The following is a 16490-nucleotide window of genomic DNA, read 5'->3' on the forward strand; positions in this document are numbered from 1 at the left end:
TGATCTTTTCCAGATCCAGCTCGTTTTTCTCTTCCATGGTGACTGTGTTAAAGGTAATACTGCTAATCCTTTGACACAGTTTATTTTACAGCCTCCTTTTATGCTATATAGTCCAGTTTCCTTTTATACTTATTCATCATTTTCCTATAGCTATCAGCTCCTAAACGATAGGCTGAAAGAATGTAGTAAGCACTATTCTTTCGTAATGGCTCCAGTACTACAACATACTTCTCGTCTTTGTTCAGCAAGTATGTTCTAACCCCATCTTTGTCCTGCGAGCTAAAAACTACTGCATCAGCCTTTGTTGTTTCTTCAATATGAACTTTTATCCAGTGTAGCCTCTTCGACCGCTCAGCTTCATACTCCCTTTTCATCGTCTTATGATCCGCTACGACAGTTGTGAAGTGCCTTAACAATCGCTGCAACTTGTCTTCTTCTCCTGGCGTTGGCTCAACAGAACGTTTTCTAAAAAAGAGACCAGGTTCACTTGCGAAATCCCTTTTGAAAACTCGGGTCAATGATTCAGTTTTTGCTCTATCATCCAAATGATCTATTTCGAGTAAAGCATTATATACCTTTAATAAATTCGTTGCCATTACTACTTAAGCTCAATGAAGAAGAGGTTGAATTTGCTAGCAGACTTTGTAGTATTACAATCCAATGTGTGATTTGAGTGGTTCTTGATCCGCTCGATAATGTCTACTTTTGCCGTCACAACAAGCTCCTCATTTAAATTATAATTTAGAGCGCCTGTGAAAAAATCTGCCAGCTGCATAAAGATACTTTCATGAGACCTAATGTTCTGTAGAGTCCTAATCGAACTGTAGGAGTATTGCAGGACCTCTCGTAGCTTCTTTACCTTCCACTTACTCAATGTATCCTTAATGTCTAAGAAGATATTATACGTTGAGCTCATATCGAGCTTATGGTATATAAGCTGATAATACATTTTATAATAAAAGGTATCGAAGTCCTGATCAAATCCATTGTTATTAACCTTGTGCTTATCAATAATAATGGCCCTAAACTTCAGATCAGTACTAAAAAAGTAATCTGTTAACTCCTGATAGAAAGCGAATTTGGAGTGAGAAACTTTTGACCACTTGATCTCTGAGTAAAAGTTGTGCTTTATCTTTATATTTTCAATAGCCTCTTTGTGTATCTGTAATTGATTGTACGGAACGTTGATATATCCCAGTAGCATAAACTGCTTGTGATCATTTTCTAGATGACAGCTTTCGTCACAGTATAAGTTAAAGGTTCTGTTAGACATTGTTGAGTTTTAATGATAATAAGCTTAAGCTGGAATATACAAGAATTATAATTCAGAAACAGAAATGTCAATTTACATATGTAAACTTTTTCCTTCAATGAAGATACAACATTAATCATATTTGGATAATAATAGTTTTCTAACTAGTATTGCATCAAGGTGTAACAGCCAGCTCTAGTACAGGGCAAGACCGTAAAGCAGCAGAAGCCTTTTCTGCGACAGATTGGATATTCTATTTTGAAGATTATCAGGCTTTATGGAAACCCATGCCCACGCAAATCCATTATCACATTTTACATCTCAGTTTGAATCAGCCTTAAACAAGGCTGTTGCTCTTGCCATTTCTGACTTGAAGCTGTCTGTACTTTCGGAGCTTTCGAAGACTGAAACCCCTATTACCCTAGATGAGGCTGAAGAATTATTTAAGACCAGTAAACCGACTCTTATTAAGTTAGCAAAGAATAGGGTTATCCGCTCATACCAGTTCCCAGATAACAAAAGAACTTACTTCATCAGAGAAGAACTGATAAGTGATTTGAAGCAGTACCGTCAGTACTAGATTCTATTCATAGCTACTTTTATGAATACGATCGGGTATGACACGGTACGTGGTTATATGCTTATTGGCGACCAGTACTGGGAAATCGTTCATGAGCTGAGGCGCAGAGGCATGCGCCCAGACACATCTAGACCTTCTAGAGACAAAGCAAAATTCTATTATACAATGGAGGTCGGAAAGGGAATCTTAAAGATAGATTTCAAAGCAGGTATTCTAATTGCTATACAGTGTAGCTTACCTAAGATCCTTTATGGTAGAAACTGTTATTTATCCGATACTAAGGAAGCTAAAAGAGCAATGGATATGATTACAAAGTGTATTGGATTAGATTTTAAGGAATTCTTCCTTTGCAGAGTTGACATTACTGCTATGCTTGATCTTCCTTATGATTATAAATGCTTAAGACGCGTTGTAAGAGCACCAAAGCACCACAAGTACCTGTATGACTTTCCTAAGGGTATATGCTTCGCAACTGGTAAACTAGGTAACAGAAAAAGGGACAGGGTTCTTGCAATTTATAACAAAATCAAATCTGCTTCACAATTCGGAAATGGTGTAGTTAGGATAGAAGCTAGATTGAACACTGCCTCAAAAATCAAGGCCCAAATAAAGCATGATAGTTATATGAGAGATCTCATAAAGGATTCTTGTTTTTTGGCCTGTGTTTCATACTTGGAAAAAGTTACAGGCGAAGCTACTAGAGTGCATAAGCGCTCGGAATATGCAATGGCAATTATGGCTTCTTTAGATGACACTATTTTATCATCTAAAATATAAAATTCATGACTTAAGAATAGCCCTTCAAAGACACCCAAAGTGGTAAGCGAATTCTTTGAAGGGCCTACTTCTTCGCATGGTAGTGATGTTTAGCTTCTAGGTTTTTCACAAATGATTATTAATCAGCATTTTAACCCTTATCTTTAAATATAATTACAACAACAAGACTTATAAACAATGGCCTATCTACAAGTTAAGTCACTTAATAAGATAGCTAGCAAGTAGAGTAGCTATTAAATAGTAAGAACCGTATATAAGGAGAGCACTAAAGCCTATTGATTATGAGAAAGAAGAAAAAGAAAAAGGGTGATTCGAACCCTGAAATTTACCCTAACCTACGAGCTAAGGAGCTTGATAGAGACATAGTCAACCTATATTTGGAAGAGCCGGACCTGATAATGGATAGCCCAGAGGAGAGGTTGGCTTACCTTAAGAAAAATTATAGCGCAGAGACACTGGCAAGCTTAGGAATAAAGTAATTTAAAATGAGCTGAGCCATGGGGTTACCTCATACGATTTAGCTTTTTAAGTTACTTAACAACCAAGAAGTAGCCACCCTGCTAACACTACCCTCACCTACTCCAACAGAAGGCTATTTTAATGAGGTATAGCGAGCCCTGCCACTGAGCAATACAGCACCGTACTGAACAACACTAAGAGATTAGAACGCATCTGAGTGGCTTACAGCGGGGTCTAACCAATACCTTCCCATACAGGGTCCCAAAGCCTTAATTCTTTGTATTACCCACAAGTAAATCAGTTACTCGAACATCAAGTGCCTCGGCTATTGCAAAGAGGGTAACAACTGTTACATTGACCTTCCCAGTCTCGATCCTCCAAACTTGGGAAACAGCTATCTCAGCTTCATTAGCCAGTTGTACATGAGATAACCCCTTGGCCAACCTTGCCTCCTTTACCCTTTCCCCTATCGTCTTAAGTAACTGTTCTCTTTGCTTGACCACAAAGCAAGAAGACAAAATCAAGCATACGCATATATGCGTATGCCAATATTTGTTATATTTACTCTTAGTAAATTCATTATAGAAAAGACAGGATTATGAGATATGCTATTTTAGTGATCGCGCTGCTATTGAGTTTAAGGTTTGATGCTTATAGTCAGAAAGATGTATTCGTTACCAAATATCCCCAGACAGTTCCAGATGGCAAAAAGTGGGTAATGGCTAGAGGTAAGGCAGTGACCGTAGAGGTACATCCTGGCACATTGAAATCTGGCACACCATGTAGTGCTATGTTTGGATCTTATCCGGGCTCAATTAGCTGGATTATCGAAGGGGAATACGGTAGGCCAAATCAAGCATACGGAATACTCTATAACGAATTAGCCAAGGTGCCTCAGTCTAACGGCCTCCTCTTTCAGTTAATCCCAATCAGCTTTTATGATAAAAATTTAAATCGTGATAGGTTACACTATGATGAGTCAGAGGAGATTGGGGTTGATAAGGTTACCTTTATAAGCGGTCAAAAGGTGTATGTTAGTAACTGTGTCACCAGTATTAAGATACAAGAGTATAACATGAGCGCCAGTGAAATTGCTGCTTTCAGAAAGAAAAAAGAAGCTGAGGAATCTGAGCGCCAGAGGCAGTTTGATAAAGTTGAGACAGAAAGAAGGCTAGCAAGAGAGGCCGAAGAGCATGAAGAAAAAATAAGGAATGAAAAGAGGATAGCTGAGAATAAGAATAGAAATACAGCAATGTTAGAAATGATTGCCAGCAACAGTCACTTCACTTTGGACAAGCTGGATAATGGTACAAGCTTAAAGCCTATCCTTCAAGATGAGGCTTTAGATTTGTTGTATGACTATGCTTTAAGGTTGAGAGAGAAAGAGAGCAACAGTATATCTCCTTTGATGCTATGGTCATACTTTAATAAGGAAGGTCGGTTAGTCAAAATAGGTAGAGAATACAGCCCTAGCTTATCAAAAGCGGAATCAGATAGCTACTTCTCTAGTGAGAACAGCAAGCAAATGACCGAGTTGCTAAAACTGAGTTCTGGGGGAGTAATTTCACTGGAGAATGTAAAACATAAGGTCAACTCAGCGCTAGTGATTTATCTTAATTGGCAGGAGGACACTAGTGAACAAAGGATAAAGGTTGCTATAAATAAAAAAGGTGAGATTCGATCACTTGACAAAAACGTAACTGAGGAGCAGTTAGCTTATCTTATGCTACACCCAGAGGTGAAAACCCTTAGTGAGGGCAAGCATATTATAGATCTCAGGTCAGTAAAGGTTGAGATAAGTGCTAGTGACACCAGATATGATAAGAAAGGGGATAGGACTATAAAAAAAGTGCTGTCTAGACTAGAGTATGCGGGGTCTCAGAAGGTGTAACGGTACTTCATTATATGATTCATTACATTACTCACATACATCATATATTTAAAGCTACGAAAATGTAGTCAGAGGCTGATTCTATTAAGTTACTTAATAGTGATTTGTACACTTATTAGCTATCGAGTATAAGCACCTTATTGAGGCTCATTTCTAATCTTAACAGACATGCCTAACATTACTACTCCTTTTGTAATACTAAACTGACCACTTTATAAATGACAGCAGACAGCACTAAAATCAAAGCCGCCTTGATAACGTTAGGAACCGCTATAATAGTGGCAGTCTTTATCATTTTAAAAGGCACAGAGGGCCCCATAAGTCTCAATAGCATCTTACCCTCCTCTGCAGTGAGTAAAGGGCTTGTGGTCGCTCCTAGTGGCGCAGTACTAAGATCCGAACCAAGTACTGAGTCAGGCAAGGTAGGCTCATTGCCCTTCTTAACCTATGTAGAAATACTGGATGACAACACCTCATTGCGGAAGATCGAGAGTCAGGATGATAAATGGTATAGAGTCAAAATATCAGCAGGAGAAGGATGGATATGGAGCGGCTTATTAGCCTTGGAGGGCTCACCAGTATATTCAAGCAACATAGTACCAAATAAGAGTGACCTAGAAATTATCAAGGGCCTAAAATTGGCTTACTTTGCAGACAAGGTTTATATCTATGATGGTCTCAATAGCCTAGCCGGAGTTTCAGGAAAGTCTGAGTGGAAAGTGTTCAAGCCCTCTGAGCGAGTAGAGGGGAAAAAATTAATGCTGGTTCAGGGCCTAGCCTCCTATGAGCAGAAATCATTCATCAAAGGGACTAAGCGAAATAGCAATGTAGAACTATTGCTAGCTGTTGATATGGAGAATGGTCAGTATGAATTCATCAAAGCTAATCAAGATGGCAAGTCTCTCAGCAAGATTGAAATGATGATCATGTTTGGCGCCAATAACGGGTTATACTAACCCACTCCTACGGCGCTTGATTCCCCCAGTCAAATAATCACTCACACATTGATCGATAGTCTTTGGTGATACCAGAACTTATATCATTTTACACTCCCAAATACTCATAACTATTCTGGAAGGGACGTTGCAGGAGTGTTAAATATTTAGTATATTAAATATGTACTGTATAACACGACTGTAACATGAAAAAACACATAGCATATTATCGAGTCTCAACACAGAAGCAAGGTATATCAGGTTTAGGACTCGAAGCGCAAAAAGCAGCGGTTAAAGGGTTTATTACACAAACTCAAGTGTTAGCAGAATACACAGAAGTTGAATCTGGCAAAAAAAATAATCGGCCAGAATTGGAGAAAGCCATAGCTCATGCAAAACAAGCTGGTGCAACCCTTATAATTGCCAAGCTTGATAGACTCAGCCGAAATGCAGGCTTTATCTTTGCTCTTAAAGATTCTGGTGTAGATTTCGTTTGCGCAGATATGCCAGATGCAAACACTCTTACCATAGGCATATTTGCAGTGATGGCACAACATGAAAGAGAGTTGATAAGCAAGCGAACAAAGGACGCATTAGCCGCTAAGAAAGCCCGTGGAGAAAAGGTTGGCAATATATCTAACTTAACGGAGGAAGGCCGTCAAAAAGGGGCTCTAGCGCGCAAATTAAAAGCAATACAAAACAAATCTAATAAGAATGCATTGAATTGGGCTTTAGAATATGATAAGCAAGGTTTGAAGCTTCAACATATAGCTGACAAGTTAAATCAAATGGAATTAACGACCATTACAGGTAAGGCATTTGCAGCCATGAGTGTAAAGCGCTTGTTAGATCGTCGCCACTAATTACACATGTACTGTCATTTCATCCAGATAAAAATTTAACAAAATTAAATTGTACAGTTTCACTATATAGGTAAATTATTGTTACTTTACACTTAAAGCTGTAATCAGCTTTTGTGAATAAATATTAACTACAGCCTAGCCTAATAGCTTTAGCTGAGACTTATAACAATTTAGAATGCCCATATATGACTTTTCACCAGCCTTTACTGAAAGGTTTGGGATAACTGGCTCATTCAAAGATCTAAAAAGGGGTGGCCAGAAGACTGTTTACTTTGTAAATCAAGGGGATAAAAGAATAACACTTAAATTATTCCATACTGCATCAAAGGATGCAAGGATGATCCGTGAACTAGAAATCTATGAAAAGTTTAAAGATTTAGATGGAATACCTAAGATATCAAGTATACAGGATTTTGAAGGCGAAATAGTAGTATTTGAAGAATATATTGAGGGTGTTACTCTTACCGATGCTGTTAGTGATTTTATCGGTCAAGATGATAAAGTTATTGAGCTTACTGAAAGGTTAGTAAATATTCTAACACCTATTTGGTTAAACGATTTTGTACACAGGGATATTAAACCAGATAACATCATCTTGCAAGATGGTGGTATTCCGGTTCTACTTGATTTTGGTATTGCAAGGGATCTAGGTGCTGATTCCCTAACCGCCAGCGGTTTTCAACCACATAGTTGGCCTTTTGCTGCACCTGAGCAGTATGCCGGCAGAAAAGAGCTTGTAGATTATCGTACTGACTTTTTCTCTTTAGGAGTATTAGCATATCACCTTTATAGTGGAACTCTACCCTTCGGTCAAACTCAAGAAGAGATAAGTAATTGTTTCAAATCTAATCAACAAAACTTCTCTATGAATGAACACTGCAGGCTGAAACCTTTTCTTGCAGAGGTACTAAAGTTTAGCCCTGCAGAAAGACCTCGACTTATCGAACAAATCAAATCACTTTTAAGATAGAATATGGAGATTTTACACTTATTAGGTCACAACGCAAACTGGAATTTGGACTTACATTTTCAAAATGAAGTTGGCGATGGGTTTGTTTTCTGCGCCTATAGCTTTCCTGATGGATATTTTGGAAGAGACAAAATTAGTGGAGGCTATAAAACAACAACTGTGATAGATAAGTCTTTTATCGATTTACAATATTATGGAAAGAAGGAGTCCGCTAACCTTACTAAAAGTAAATTAACGACTTATAGCTTTCATCCATCTAACGTTGACTCAGGTGCTGAGACTAATCAATACCTTATCACTTCTATTATTCAAGGAATTGAGTATCAGTTAAAGCTTGGATTTAAGAAGATCATCATTCCAAATTATTGTGATAATGAAAACATTGACGCCTTCATAGGAATAATTAAACAAGTTAATAGGTGGCTAATTATTAATAAGGCGGATGATGTACAGTACTTTATGTCTATTCCTTTTAGCTACCACACAATACATAATTCTGAGAAGGTAGAAACTGTCCTTTATCATCTAACTGACAAAAAGATTGTTTTCGATGGTTATTACATTGTATGTGAGCCAAAGCCAGAAACAAGACAAAAGTTAAGTATCGAGACAACCTACCTGTCTAACATTACTCGTGTACTTTCCGTGTTAAAAAAACAAGGGTTCAAAACCATATATGCTTATGCAAATTGGGATACTCTGGTTTTTCTTGCACTAACTGATATTGACTATGTTACAATTGCTTCATTCGAAAATCTTAGAAATTTTAGTATCAAAAGATTTACAGTAACAGAGGGTGGAGGCCCTTCAAAAGGCTGGTATTTTTCAGAAGCTGCACTTAATATGATTAAGGCGCAATATATGACCTTACTTAGAGAAAAAGGAACATTAGATTTTATTGAAAATCAGCATAATATCTTTTCTGATGCTGTTCTTCAAGAGAACTATCCATGGAGTAATACAAAGCCAGAAGTACATAAAAATTATATGCTTTCTGTGGCTAAACTTTTGAAAAAAGTAAGCTCTATATCAAATATTGATCAAAGAAAGTTATTTGTCCTAAACAAGATTGATGAAGCAATCTCTGTTTATGAAGCGTTAGAAAGCAGAAATGTTTACTTAGAAGACGAAAGCAAAAACTATCATTTAGGTATATGGAAATCTTTTTTACGCTCCAGGTAAGCTAGATCAGATCTTTTTAACAGTTCATTTAATAACAACTGCATTTTAATGTCTAAAGGCGCCTCACTATAAGGTTTAAATATAACATCTAAGCTACCATTCTTAGCAATGGTAGCTAAACCTACATTGTACTTCTCGAACTCTTGTATATTACGTTTTGCAGGGTTTATATTCTTAGAATCTAGAACCACATAAGATAAAGATGCAAACCATTTATACCTATATGCCTGCTGAAGCGCTCTTTTCCAATTCTTTAATTTAGCCTCAATAGCAACTGTTTCTTCAATTTGATGCTGGTATACATTCTTGATGTTGTAAAATGTATCCTCCTTATTAATGTAGCTTTCCAAGATTAACTTTTCTAAAGAAGCCTTAATACTTTGATTACTTGCTCTTGTAATCTTCTTAATTTCATCCAAAGTAACCCCTTTACTTGATTCAACAATTTTATAAATTGTTAAATCAAAGTAATTCAACTCAACTTCATTTAAGCTGTTATAAGAAGCTCTCAACTTAGAGATGACTATATCCGCCACCCCAAAACCTAAATTAACCTCTTCAAGTAGTTTTGTAATTTCACTCTCAGTATTCCAAGTACATATCTCAGAATAGTTTTGCTTAAGTGTAACTACTAATTCCTTCTCTGTAATAAACATAATTTCATTGAATCAGAAGATACGTCGCATCATCATCATTATTGCCTATTAACTTAGCATTTAAAGATCTTCTTATTGAAGATGGGTTTGTTTTTATCAATGTAAAGAAGAAGTCTAGCAAATTAGCTTCCAAAATATGATAAAATCCGTCAGTACAAAGCAACAGTTTATCATCATATAAATTCAATCTATTTTGTTTGAAGTCATCAGGCTGCAAATGCTCAAGACCTAGGCATTTCGTAATATAATTGCTGTTTGCAGATAACTTATCATCCTCTGAAATCTGCTCAAGGTACTGTGGATTTACTACATAGATTCGAGAATCACCTAAACTAGAGTACAAAATAATCTTGGGCTCTGATTTAGGTATATAAACAGCACTATAGGTTGTTAATAGTTCTTTTTTAGGATATGACACAAGATAAGAATTAGTACTTGCCATAAGCCAAGCAAGTTTTAGATCAGGACCTTTAAAGAAGTCATTCCAAACGTTACTAATAAATTCTTTGGCTAGTCTAGTGGCCTCTGCGCTATTTATTGCGCTCCCAACTCCATCAAACACTACAAATAAATATCCATTTTCATTTTCAAGAATAAGAATATTATCCTGATTCTCACCTTTGCCAATCCCTCTTATGGAGCTTTCTATATAAGAAACTTTTTTCATTACAGACATTAACTCCTCCTGCATTTACACTTAAATCTCAATTGCAAAATTACACTTAAAATAGCAATTTTTACTTCAAAAAGCTAGTCTTAATATACCGAAGGCTATCAAACAACGTCATTTCAAATCAATACGCCAGAAGTCAAGAAAAGAGCTATACCTATATCTAATGTAGAGATACAATCTAATAAACCATTGCTGATAGTTATGTACTTATTGCTGGCAAAGCCAAAGCTCCATCTTTACAGCGAACGTATTCAAGAGCGTTAACGGTTACGTTAACGATAAATAAAAAAAGCCTTAATACTTATCGTATTAAGGCTTCTAGGTAGCGGGAACAGGACTCGAACCTGTGACCTTTGGGTTATGAGCCCAACGAGCTACCAACTGCTCCATCCCGCACTGTTATTGTGTTACAAAAGTAGTATAAAGATACTTACTGCGCAAGCTTTAGTTGCCAAAAACCTTAAAAAAATTGTGAGAAGCTAGAATTTACTCGTGATTCCGAAGTGTATCTTTGAGGCTCTCAGCGACATAGGCTGCTGTTCTGATTTTCCGACAGAGTACACCAACTGAAATATTCCTGCGCCGGTACTGAAGCTTATACCTCCGCCAACCCCAAGCGGCAGTCCTTCGGCCTTCGACTGCTCCAGGTCGCTGCGGTAGTAGCCCTGGTCATAGAAGAGCAGCACGTAGGAGTCTTCGGCCGTGAACAGGCGGTACTCCAGCGTGCCGATGCCATAGGTGGAGGCGAAGAAGAAGTACTCGTCAAAGCCCCTCAGGGTGGCCAGCCCGCCTATGCGGTACATGTCGTTGAGGAAAATCTGGTCATTTAGCAGTGCCTCGCCTCGAAGCCTGGCCAGCAGGGCGCTATTCTTGCCAACCCTAAAGAAGTTCTCTAATCGCACGCCCAGACTGAGCTGGGTCGTGTTTACCTCCAGGGTGTCGTAAAATTCCTTTTCCAGACTCGGGTTGCGCAACAGCTTCTTGCGACCTGCGGCTAGCTGCAGCTCCAACAAGCGACCCTTGCGAGGAAAATAGAAGTCATCCAGGTTGTTCCAGAGGTAGTTCAGACCATAGGTGTTGGTGCGGGCATCGGCCAGGTCTAAAGCACGTAAGCTTTGCGGGTTGGCCGTAGAAAGAATGCGGGAGTTGCGCCATTCCGTGAACACACTAAAGCGCCCGTACCGAATCGTGTTATAAGCCAGCTGCACCCGCGGTTGTATGGTAATGAAACTGGAGTCTTGTTTGAGCAATCCGAAACGTGTGCCCAGTTCGAAAGGTGTTCCGAAGAGGTTGGGATGCAGGTACTCGCCATTGAGAATCACAGAGCCTTTGTTGACCCGACGCCATTGCAGGCCCAATTGCTTGCCGCTGCCCTTGATGTTACGGATGTTCATGTTGGCCTCGCCCGTAATTAGCAGCTTGTTGCCAGAGCGACTCGGGTCTGGCAGGAAACCGACCACACCGTCTATCTGATTGGTCTGTCGGTCTTCGAGAAAGTAAACCACTTTTGCCTTGTCGCGGAAGAACTGCACCTGCGGAGGCCGCGCCACCTTGAGGTATGGCAGCGTAGTAAGCATCCGTTGTGAGGCCTCCACCTGATCCTGGTTATAAGGCTGGCCAGGGTATAGCTGCAGGTAGCGCATCAGGAATTTAGGTTGCGTTTTACTGCCCCCCATCACCTGCAGGGTATCGTAGGTGACCACAAAGGCCTTCTCTACCATCAAAGCAGCTTTTATTTTATTATCCACTATCTGAATGGAATCGAGCCAGACGGAGGCGAAGGGGTAGCCGTTACGCTCGGCGTAGTCGAGGATGCGCTGCTGCAGCCGGGCGTACTCGGCCGGCTTAAAGGGCACGTTGCGGTAAAACTTCTCACGAAAACCAGACTCCACCAGGATGCCTTCGCTCAAATTGCCGTTGCGCAGTTCGGCCCAGTCGAAGCGCCCGCCGATGTGCAGTTTCACGTGGAGCGTATCGTTGCGCTTGTAAGAGCTGTCTGCCGAGGCGAGCAGGTAAGCATCCTGATGCAGGCGGTGCACCAGGGCCACCACTTCTTTGCGTGCCTCCACGGTGTCGGTTAGTTGGGTGCGGTAGTTGTACTGCCGGAGCACCTGTTGATCGACGCCAGCAGTATGTATCCTGAGTGCTGCCTTCGTCTGGCTAACCAGCTTGGGCGCCGGTGGGTGTACTTGCTGCGATGGCACGGGCGGCTTGTCCTGCGCCTGCACCAGGGGCAGCCATAGGAATAAGCACCAGATTAAGACCGCGATTTTGTACATTTGTGTTCCTGATGGTTGAATTGTTTAAGGGCTAAATTGTTAAATCTATAACAGGAGCCCTTGTCACAGTATATGATAGCGGCAAAAGGTATGACCGCCCGAACGGATTCTCGCATCATATCTTCACATATTGCACGATCTCAACAACAATTTAACCATCAGCAATTTAACAATTAAAGAAATTTAACAATTAAAAAATTGTCCGGCATATACCTTCATATTCCTTTCTGCAAACAGGCCTGCCATTACTGCGACTTTCACTTCAGTACCTCCATGGGGCACAAGGAGGCTACTATTCAGGCCATTGCCCGGGAACTGGAGCTGCGCAAAGATTACCTGCAGGGACAGGAAGTACGCACCATTTATTTCGGTGGCGGCACCCCTTCGCTACTCACACAGTCAGAGCTATACCTTCTCCTGCAAACCATCAAAAGCTTGTTTATAGTTTCGGAGGAGGCGGAAATAACACTGGAGGCTAACCCCGATGACCTGTCGCCGGAGAAATTGCAGGAACTCAAAGCGGCGGGTATAAACCGCCTGAGTGTCGGGCTGCAGTCCTTTCACGAGCCACACCTGCGCCTGATGAACCGCGCCCACAACGCGACGGAGAGCCTGCAATGCGTACGCGACGCCCAAGCTGCCGGCTTCGACAACATCACCGTGGACCTGATCTATGGCATACCTGCGCCGGACCACAACATCTGGATGGAAGACCTGAAAACGCTCTTCTCCCTGAACGTACAGCATGTTTCCTGCTATGCCCTTACCATTGAACCCGACACTGCCTTAGGCCGCTGGAGCAAAAAAGGTTCCTTCAAGCCTTCAGAAGACGAATTCACGGCGCAGCAGTTTGAGATTTTGCTGGAGCAGATGAAGGCGCACGGATATGTGCAGTACGAGGTGTCCAACTTCAGCAAGCCCGGCCATGAGTCGAAACACAATAGCAATTACTGGCGTGGGGTGCATTACCTGGGCGTCGGCCCGAGTGCACACTCCTTCAACGGCCACAGCCGGCAGTATAACGTAGCGCATAACCGCAAGTACACCGCCGCCCTGGCTGCAGGCACTATACCTGCCGAGGTAGAAGAACTTACGCTAGCCGATCAGGCCAACGACTACCTGCTCACCACGCTCCGCACCATCTGGGGTTGCGACCTGCGCTTGATGCGCGACAGATACGGCTACGATGTAAAGTCACAACACCAGTCATACCTGCAACAGCTTTATGAGAAAGAACTGGCCTGGATCGAGACGGACGTGCTATACCTGACTGACAAAGGCAAACTGCTTGCAGACCAGATAACATTGGATCTTATGGCAGACTAGCCACATACACAGGCTACTATATATCAAATTTATTTGTAGTTTTGAAGTAGGCCGGAATCAGAGCCCCGCGCCACACCTACTATGCAGCTATTGGAAACACTTTACCAGAACGACATCAGCCGAATTGCAGCAGACCGCGAGCACGGCATACTGGCCAACACCTGGCTACGCCCTGTGGAGCATAACGAAATGGTCCAGACGGCTGAAAAGTTAAGCCAGCTTCTACAGGATTCTGAAGCCGACAAACTCCTTCTAAATGCCTTGGTCATTGGCAAGTTGCTGCCTCATACCAAAGAGTGGTTGTCTACTACCTATTATAAGTCGCTTTCGGACTTGGGCGTGAAAAAGCTGGCCCGTGTGCTGCCCGAAAATGTTTTCAACAGACTCTCATTTGAAGCTGTCATCACCAGAGCTGAAGCGCTGGGAGCCTTGTCCTTTGAAGTAAGAAACTTTACGAATGATGCTGATGCCCTGCGCTGGCTGCGGGGTTACGGCAGTTAAGCCATGCAAGCCTCCATCACATACCGCGACCAGCCCTATACCTTCGACCCGACACAGCCGCTGGACATCTCAATGCCGCTGCACGATAAACAACCGCAGCCTGAGTGCTTCTGGGCCGAACCAGTATCCTTCGATGTGATCAGGGTAGGAGACTTTGTAGGAAGCGTGGTAGAAGGTGGCAGCACCAATTATAAGCGGGTGCACCTGACACCACACGGCAACGGCACCCACACTGAGTGCTACGGCCACATCTCCGCCGACGAGCATGCGACCATCCACAACTGCCTGAAGCGCTTTCTGTTCGTAGCCCAGCTGATTACGGTTACCCCGCAAAAGCAAGAGAATGGCGATGAAGTGGTGCTGCTGGAAGACGTAAAAGCCAAACTGCAAGGTATAAAGTGCGAAGCGCTCGTCATCCGCACCCTGCCGAACACAGACGAGAAACTCACCCGCCACTATTCAGGCACGAACCCGCCTTACCTGGAACACGCCATCGGCCAATACCTGGCTGAGAAAGGTATACAGCACCTACTGCTTGACCTACCCTCCGTGGACCGTGAGCTGGACGAAGGCAAACTGCTCTGCCACCACGCTTTCTGGCAATACCCCAAAAACACCCGCTGCGGCGCCACCATCACCGAACTGATCTATGTGCCGGACCAGGTAAACGACGGGCTATACCTGCTCAACATCCAGATCGCCAGTCTGCAACTCGATGCCAGCCCCAGCAAGCCGGTGCTGTATAAGCTGTCACCTGTTTTTCCGACTTTGTAAGGTAAGCTATACCTGCGCCAGACCTCGCGGTGTGCGCAGCTCCCGCGAGTGTCTAAATCAATGGCCGTAGCTATACCTATACCTATTTGTTGAAGGCCGACCTGTTAGACGCTCGCGGGTCTGAAAACGCCGTGAGGTCGTGCCACAGGTATAGCCACTCCCGAGAAATAAAAAAGCCGGAGCCAAAAGCCCCAGCCTTATGGTTAGGTTTAGTTTAGTTGGGGTTTCTTTAAAACAGCTCCTCCGCTACTTTCCGCACCGACTCCGATTTGCCCATGGAATAGTAGTGCAGGCAGGGCACGCCAAACTCCATCAGCTCTTTGGATTGCTGTATCGCCCACTCCACACCTACCTGTGCGGCCGCCTTGTTATCGGGACAGGCCTCAATGGCATCAGCCAGTGCGCATGGAATCTCGACATGAAACAAACTTGGCAACAGGGTGAGCTGGGTTTTGGTGGTCATCGGTTTCAGGCCCGGAATGATCGGCACGTTTATACCTTCGGCCCGGCAGCGGTTCACGAAATCGAAGTACCGCTGGTTTTCGAAGAACATCTGCGTGACGATGTACTCTGCACCGAGTTCTATCTTCTTTTTGAGCCAGCGCAAATCTGAAGTGATGTTGGGTGCCTCGAAGTGCTTTTCCGGGTAGCCCGCCACACCGATGCAAAAATCGGTACTGTTATGATATGCCTGCTCGTCATCCAGGTAACAACCCTTGTTCATGTTCACGACCTGCCCAATCAACTCCGTTGCATAGGTATGACCATCCGGCTCTGGCACGAAGCGTTGTTCGCTCTTCACACAGTCGCCGCGCAATACCAGCACATTGTCTATACCTAGGAAGTGCAGGTCAATCAGGGCGTTCTCTGTCTCTTCTTTGCTGAAGCCACCGCAGATCAGGTGCGGTACTGTGTCTACCTTGTAGTGGTTTTGGATGGCCGCACAAATGCCTACCGTACCTGGCCGTTTGCGTGTACTGCGCTTCTCCAATAGGCCGTTCTCCCGTTGCTTGTAGATATACTCTTCGCGGTGGTAGGTCACATCGATAAAGGGCGGCTTGAACTCCATCAAGGGGTCGATGTGGTTGAACAGGGTTTTCATGTTCTCGCCCTTTAGCGGCGGCAGGATCTCGAAGGTGAACAAGGTCTTGCCATTGGCGTTTTGGAAGTGCTCGGTTACTTTCAATTTTTATCTGAATCGTTAAATTGCTGAATTGTTAAATGGTTGGGCTTACCCTTTCCCTTTTATAAGTGCCTAAACTTGGGGCCTTACCTGTCATCTCGAACAGAGTGAGAGATCTGGGTCAGCCTAAGTTTATCATCCCCTGCCCCCTTCAAAGGGGGACTTTCCTGCACGAGAACTCTCCTCTTA

At 42.6% G+C, this 16490-nt stretch carries 18 protein-coding genes and 1 tRNA gene; 11 read left to right on the forward strand and 8 right to left on the reverse strand.

The window, feature by feature from the left end; genetic code table 11:
* Nucleotides 1-98 precede the first annotated feature (98 nt).
* Complete coding sequence (locus C8E01_RS11980) at nucleotides 99-596, reverse strand: hypothetical protein (RefSeq protein ID WP_116543688.1); 498 nt, start codon at nucleotides 594-596, stop codon at nucleotides 99-101.
* Between the two features lie 2 nt (nucleotides 597-598).
* Nucleotides 599-1273 (reverse strand): DUF3800 domain-containing protein, encoded by a 675-nt coding sequence (locus C8E01_RS22160; RefSeq protein WP_116543689.1) that lies wholly within the window; start codon nucleotides 1271-1273, stop codon nucleotides 599-601.
* A 256-nt stretch (nucleotides 1274-1529) separates the two neighbouring features.
* Here C8E01_RS22160 and C8E01_RS11990 point away from each other — a divergent pair, with 256 nt between their 5' ends.
* From C8E01_RS11990 to C8E01_RS12000, 3 genes are all read left to right on the forward strand, one after another.
* Nucleotides 1530-1832 (forward strand): hypothetical protein, encoded by a 303-nt coding sequence (locus tag C8E01_RS11990; RefSeq protein ID WP_116543690.1) that lies wholly within the window; start codon nucleotides 1530-1532, stop codon nucleotides 1830-1832.
* A 21-nt stretch (nucleotides 1833-1853) separates the two neighbouring features.
* On the forward strand, nucleotides 1854-2609 hold the full coding sequence (locus tag C8E01_RS11995; protein ID WP_116543691.1) for a hypothetical protein: 756 nt from the start codon (nucleotides 1854-1856) through the stop codon (nucleotides 2607-2609).
* Between the two features lie 281 nt (nucleotides 2610-2890).
* A complete protein-coding gene (locus C8E01_RS12000; protein ID WP_116543692.1) occupies nucleotides 2891-3088 on the forward strand; it encodes a hypothetical protein in 198 nt (65 codons plus the stop codon).
* A 249-nt stretch (nucleotides 3089-3337) separates the two neighbouring features.
* On the opposite strand, the gene C8E01_RS22165 is transcribed toward C8E01_RS12000, so the two are convergent.
* Nucleotides 3338-3571, reverse strand: coding sequence for a helix-turn-helix domain-containing protein (locus C8E01_RS22165; protein WP_165820625.1), 234 nt, complete (start codon nucleotides 3569-3571; stop codon nucleotides 3338-3340).
* A 95-nt stretch (nucleotides 3572-3666) separates the two neighbouring features.
* On the opposite strand from C8E01_RS22165, the gene C8E01_RS12010 reads away from it, so the two are divergent.
* The 5 genes from C8E01_RS12010 (at nucleotide 3667) to C8E01_RS12030 (ending at nucleotide 8909) form a co-directional block, all read left to right on the forward strand.
* Nucleotides 3667-4959 carry a hypothetical protein gene (locus C8E01_RS12010; protein ID WP_116543694.1) on the forward strand — a complete coding sequence of 431 codons (1293 nt, stop codon included), beginning with the start codon at nucleotides 3667-3669 and terminating at the stop codon, nucleotides 4957-4959.
* A gap of 218 nt (nucleotides 4960-5177) precedes the next feature.
* Nucleotides 5178-5915: an SH3 domain-containing protein gene (locus C8E01_RS12015; RefSeq protein WP_116543695.1), complete on the forward strand. Its 738-nt coding sequence runs from the start codon at nucleotides 5178-5180 to the stop codon at nucleotides 5913-5915.
* Between the two features lie 185 nt (nucleotides 5916-6100).
* Nucleotides 6101-6757 carry a recombinase family protein gene (locus tag C8E01_RS12020; protein WP_116543696.1) on the forward strand — a complete coding sequence of 219 codons (657 nt, stop codon included), beginning with the start codon at nucleotides 6101-6103 and terminating at the stop codon, nucleotides 6755-6757.
* Between the two features lie 175 nt (nucleotides 6758-6932).
* A complete protein-coding gene (locus C8E01_RS12025; RefSeq protein WP_116543697.1) occupies nucleotides 6933-7727 on the forward strand; it encodes a protein kinase domain-containing protein in 795 nt (264 codons plus the stop codon).
* Between the two features lie 3 nt (nucleotides 7728-7730).
* Nucleotides 7731-8909: a hypothetical protein gene (locus C8E01_RS12030; RefSeq protein WP_116543698.1), complete on the forward strand. Its 1179-nt coding sequence runs from the start codon at nucleotides 7731-7733 to the stop codon at nucleotides 8907-8909.
* Here C8E01_RS12030 and C8E01_RS12035 read toward each other — a convergent pair.
* From C8E01_RS12035 to C8E01_RS12050, 4 genes are all read right to left on the reverse strand, one after another.
* Entirely contained in the window at nucleotides 8870-9565 is a 696-nt protein-coding gene (locus tag C8E01_RS12035) for a hypothetical protein (RefSeq protein ID WP_116543699.1), read from the reverse strand. The genes C8E01_RS12030 and C8E01_RS12035 overlap by 40 nt on opposite strands.
* Before the next feature lie 4 nt (nucleotides 9566-9569).
* Nucleotides 9570-10256 carry a PP2C family protein-serine/threonine phosphatase gene (locus C8E01_RS12040; RefSeq protein WP_116543700.1) on the reverse strand — a complete coding sequence of 229 codons (687 nt, stop codon included), beginning with the start codon at nucleotides 10254-10256 and terminating at the stop codon, nucleotides 9570-9572.
* 305 nt (nucleotides 10257-10561) lie between these two features.
* A tRNA-Met gene (locus C8E01_RS12045) sits at nucleotides 10562-10634 on the reverse strand.
* 83 nt (nucleotides 10635-10717) lie between these two features.
* The gene (locus C8E01_RS12050; protein WP_243409545.1) at nucleotides 10718-12517 is read right to left on the reverse strand and encodes a BamA/TamA family outer membrane protein; all 1800 of its coding nucleotides are present in this window, start codon (nucleotides 12515-12517) and stop codon (nucleotides 10718-10720) included.
* 198 nt (nucleotides 12518-12715) lie between these two features.
* Here C8E01_RS12050 and hemW point away from each other — a divergent pair, with 198 nt between their 5' ends.
* The 3 genes from hemW to C8E01_RS12065 all read left to right on the forward strand — a co-directional run bounded on the left by hemW (nucleotide 12716) and on the right by C8E01_RS12065 (nucleotide 15118).
* Nucleotides 12716-13843: a radical SAM family heme chaperone HemW gene (gene hemW / locus C8E01_RS12055; RefSeq protein ID WP_116543701.1), complete on the forward strand. Its 1128-nt coding sequence runs from the start codon at nucleotides 12716-12718 to the stop codon at nucleotides 13841-13843.
* 81 nt (nucleotides 13844-13924) lie between these two features.
* On the forward strand, nucleotides 13925-14344 hold the full coding sequence (locus tag C8E01_RS12060; protein WP_116543702.1) for a hypothetical protein: 420 nt from the start codon (nucleotides 13925-13927) through the stop codon (nucleotides 14342-14344).
* 3 nt (nucleotides 14345-14347) lie between these two features.
* Nucleotides 14348-15118 (forward strand): cyclase family protein, encoded by a 771-nt coding sequence (locus C8E01_RS12065; protein WP_116543703.1) that lies wholly within the window; start codon nucleotides 14348-14350, stop codon nucleotides 15116-15118.
* A 229-nt stretch (nucleotides 15119-15347) separates the two neighbouring features.
* Here C8E01_RS12065 and metF read toward each other — a convergent pair whose 3' ends face one another.
* Nucleotides 15348-16304, reverse strand: a complete 957-nt coding sequence (gene metF / locus C8E01_RS12070) for a methylenetetrahydrofolate reductase [NAD(P)H] (protein ID WP_116543704.1) — start codon at nucleotides 16302-16304, stop codon at nucleotides 15348-15350.
* Nucleotides 16305-16490 lie beyond the last annotated feature (186 nt).

The organism is Pontibacter virosus (genome assembly GCF_003096355.1).
In the GTDB taxonomy this organism is placed as follows: Bacteria; Bacteroidota; Bacteroidia; order Cytophagales; family Hymenobacteraceae; genus Pontibacter; species Pontibacter virosus.

Excerpts from the sequence above, each read along its gene's own strand:
- C8E01_RS12010 (WP_116543694.1), top strand. The coding sequence starts at position 3,667 with ATGAGATATGCTATTTTAGTGATCGCGCTGCTATTGAGTTTAAGGTTT.
- C8E01_RS22160 (WP_116543689.1), bottom strand. The coding sequence starts at position 1,273 with ATGTCTAACAGAACCTTTAACTTATACTGTGACGAAAGCTGTCATCTA.
- C8E01_RS11995 (WP_116543691.1), top strand. The coding sequence starts at position 1,854 with ATGAATACGATCGGGTATGACACGGTACGTGGTTATATGCTTATTGGC.
- C8E01_RS12065 (WP_116543703.1), top strand. The coding sequence starts at position 14,348 with ATGCAAGCCTCCATCACATACCGCGACCAGCCCTATACCTTCGACCCG.
- C8E01_RS12015 (WP_116543695.1), top strand. The coding sequence starts at position 5,178 with ATGACAGCAGACAGCACTAAAATCAAAGCCGCCTTGATAACGTTAGGA.
- C8E01_RS12060 (WP_116543702.1), top strand. The coding sequence starts at position 13,925 with ATGCAGCTATTGGAAACACTTTACCAGAACGACATCAGCCGAATTGCA.
- C8E01_RS12035 (WP_116543699.1), bottom strand. The coding sequence starts at position 9,565 with ATGTTTATTACAGAGAAGGAATTAGTAGTTACACTTAAGCAAAACTAT.
- C8E01_RS12025 (WP_116543697.1), top strand. The coding sequence starts at position 6,933 with ATGCCCATATATGACTTTTCACCAGCCTTTACTGAAAGGTTTGGGATA.
- C8E01_RS12050 (WP_243409545.1), bottom strand. The coding sequence starts at position 12,517 with ATGTACAAAATCGCGGTCTTAATCTGGTGCTTATTCCTATGGCTGCCC.
- C8E01_RS12040 (WP_116543700.1), bottom strand. The coding sequence starts at position 10,256 with ATGCAGGAGGAGTTAATGTCTGTAATGAAAAAAGTTTCTTATATAGAA.
- C8E01_RS12020 (WP_116543696.1), top strand. The coding sequence starts at position 6,101 with ATGAAAAAACACATAGCATATTATCGAGTCTCAACACAGAAGCAAGGT.
- C8E01_RS11980 (WP_116543688.1), bottom strand. The coding sequence starts at position 596 with ATGGCAACGAATTTATTAAAGGTATATAATGCTTTACTCGAAATAGAT.
- C8E01_RS12000 (WP_116543692.1), top strand. The coding sequence starts at position 2,891 with ATGAGAAAGAAGAAAAAGAAAAAGGGTGATTCGAACCCTGAAATTTAC.
- C8E01_RS11990 (WP_116543690.1), top strand. The coding sequence starts at position 1,530 with ATGGAAACCCATGCCCACGCAAATCCATTATCACATTTTACATCTCAG.
- C8E01_RS12030 (WP_116543698.1), top strand. The coding sequence starts at position 7,731 with ATGGAGATTTTACACTTATTAGGTCACAACGCAAACTGGAATTTGGAC.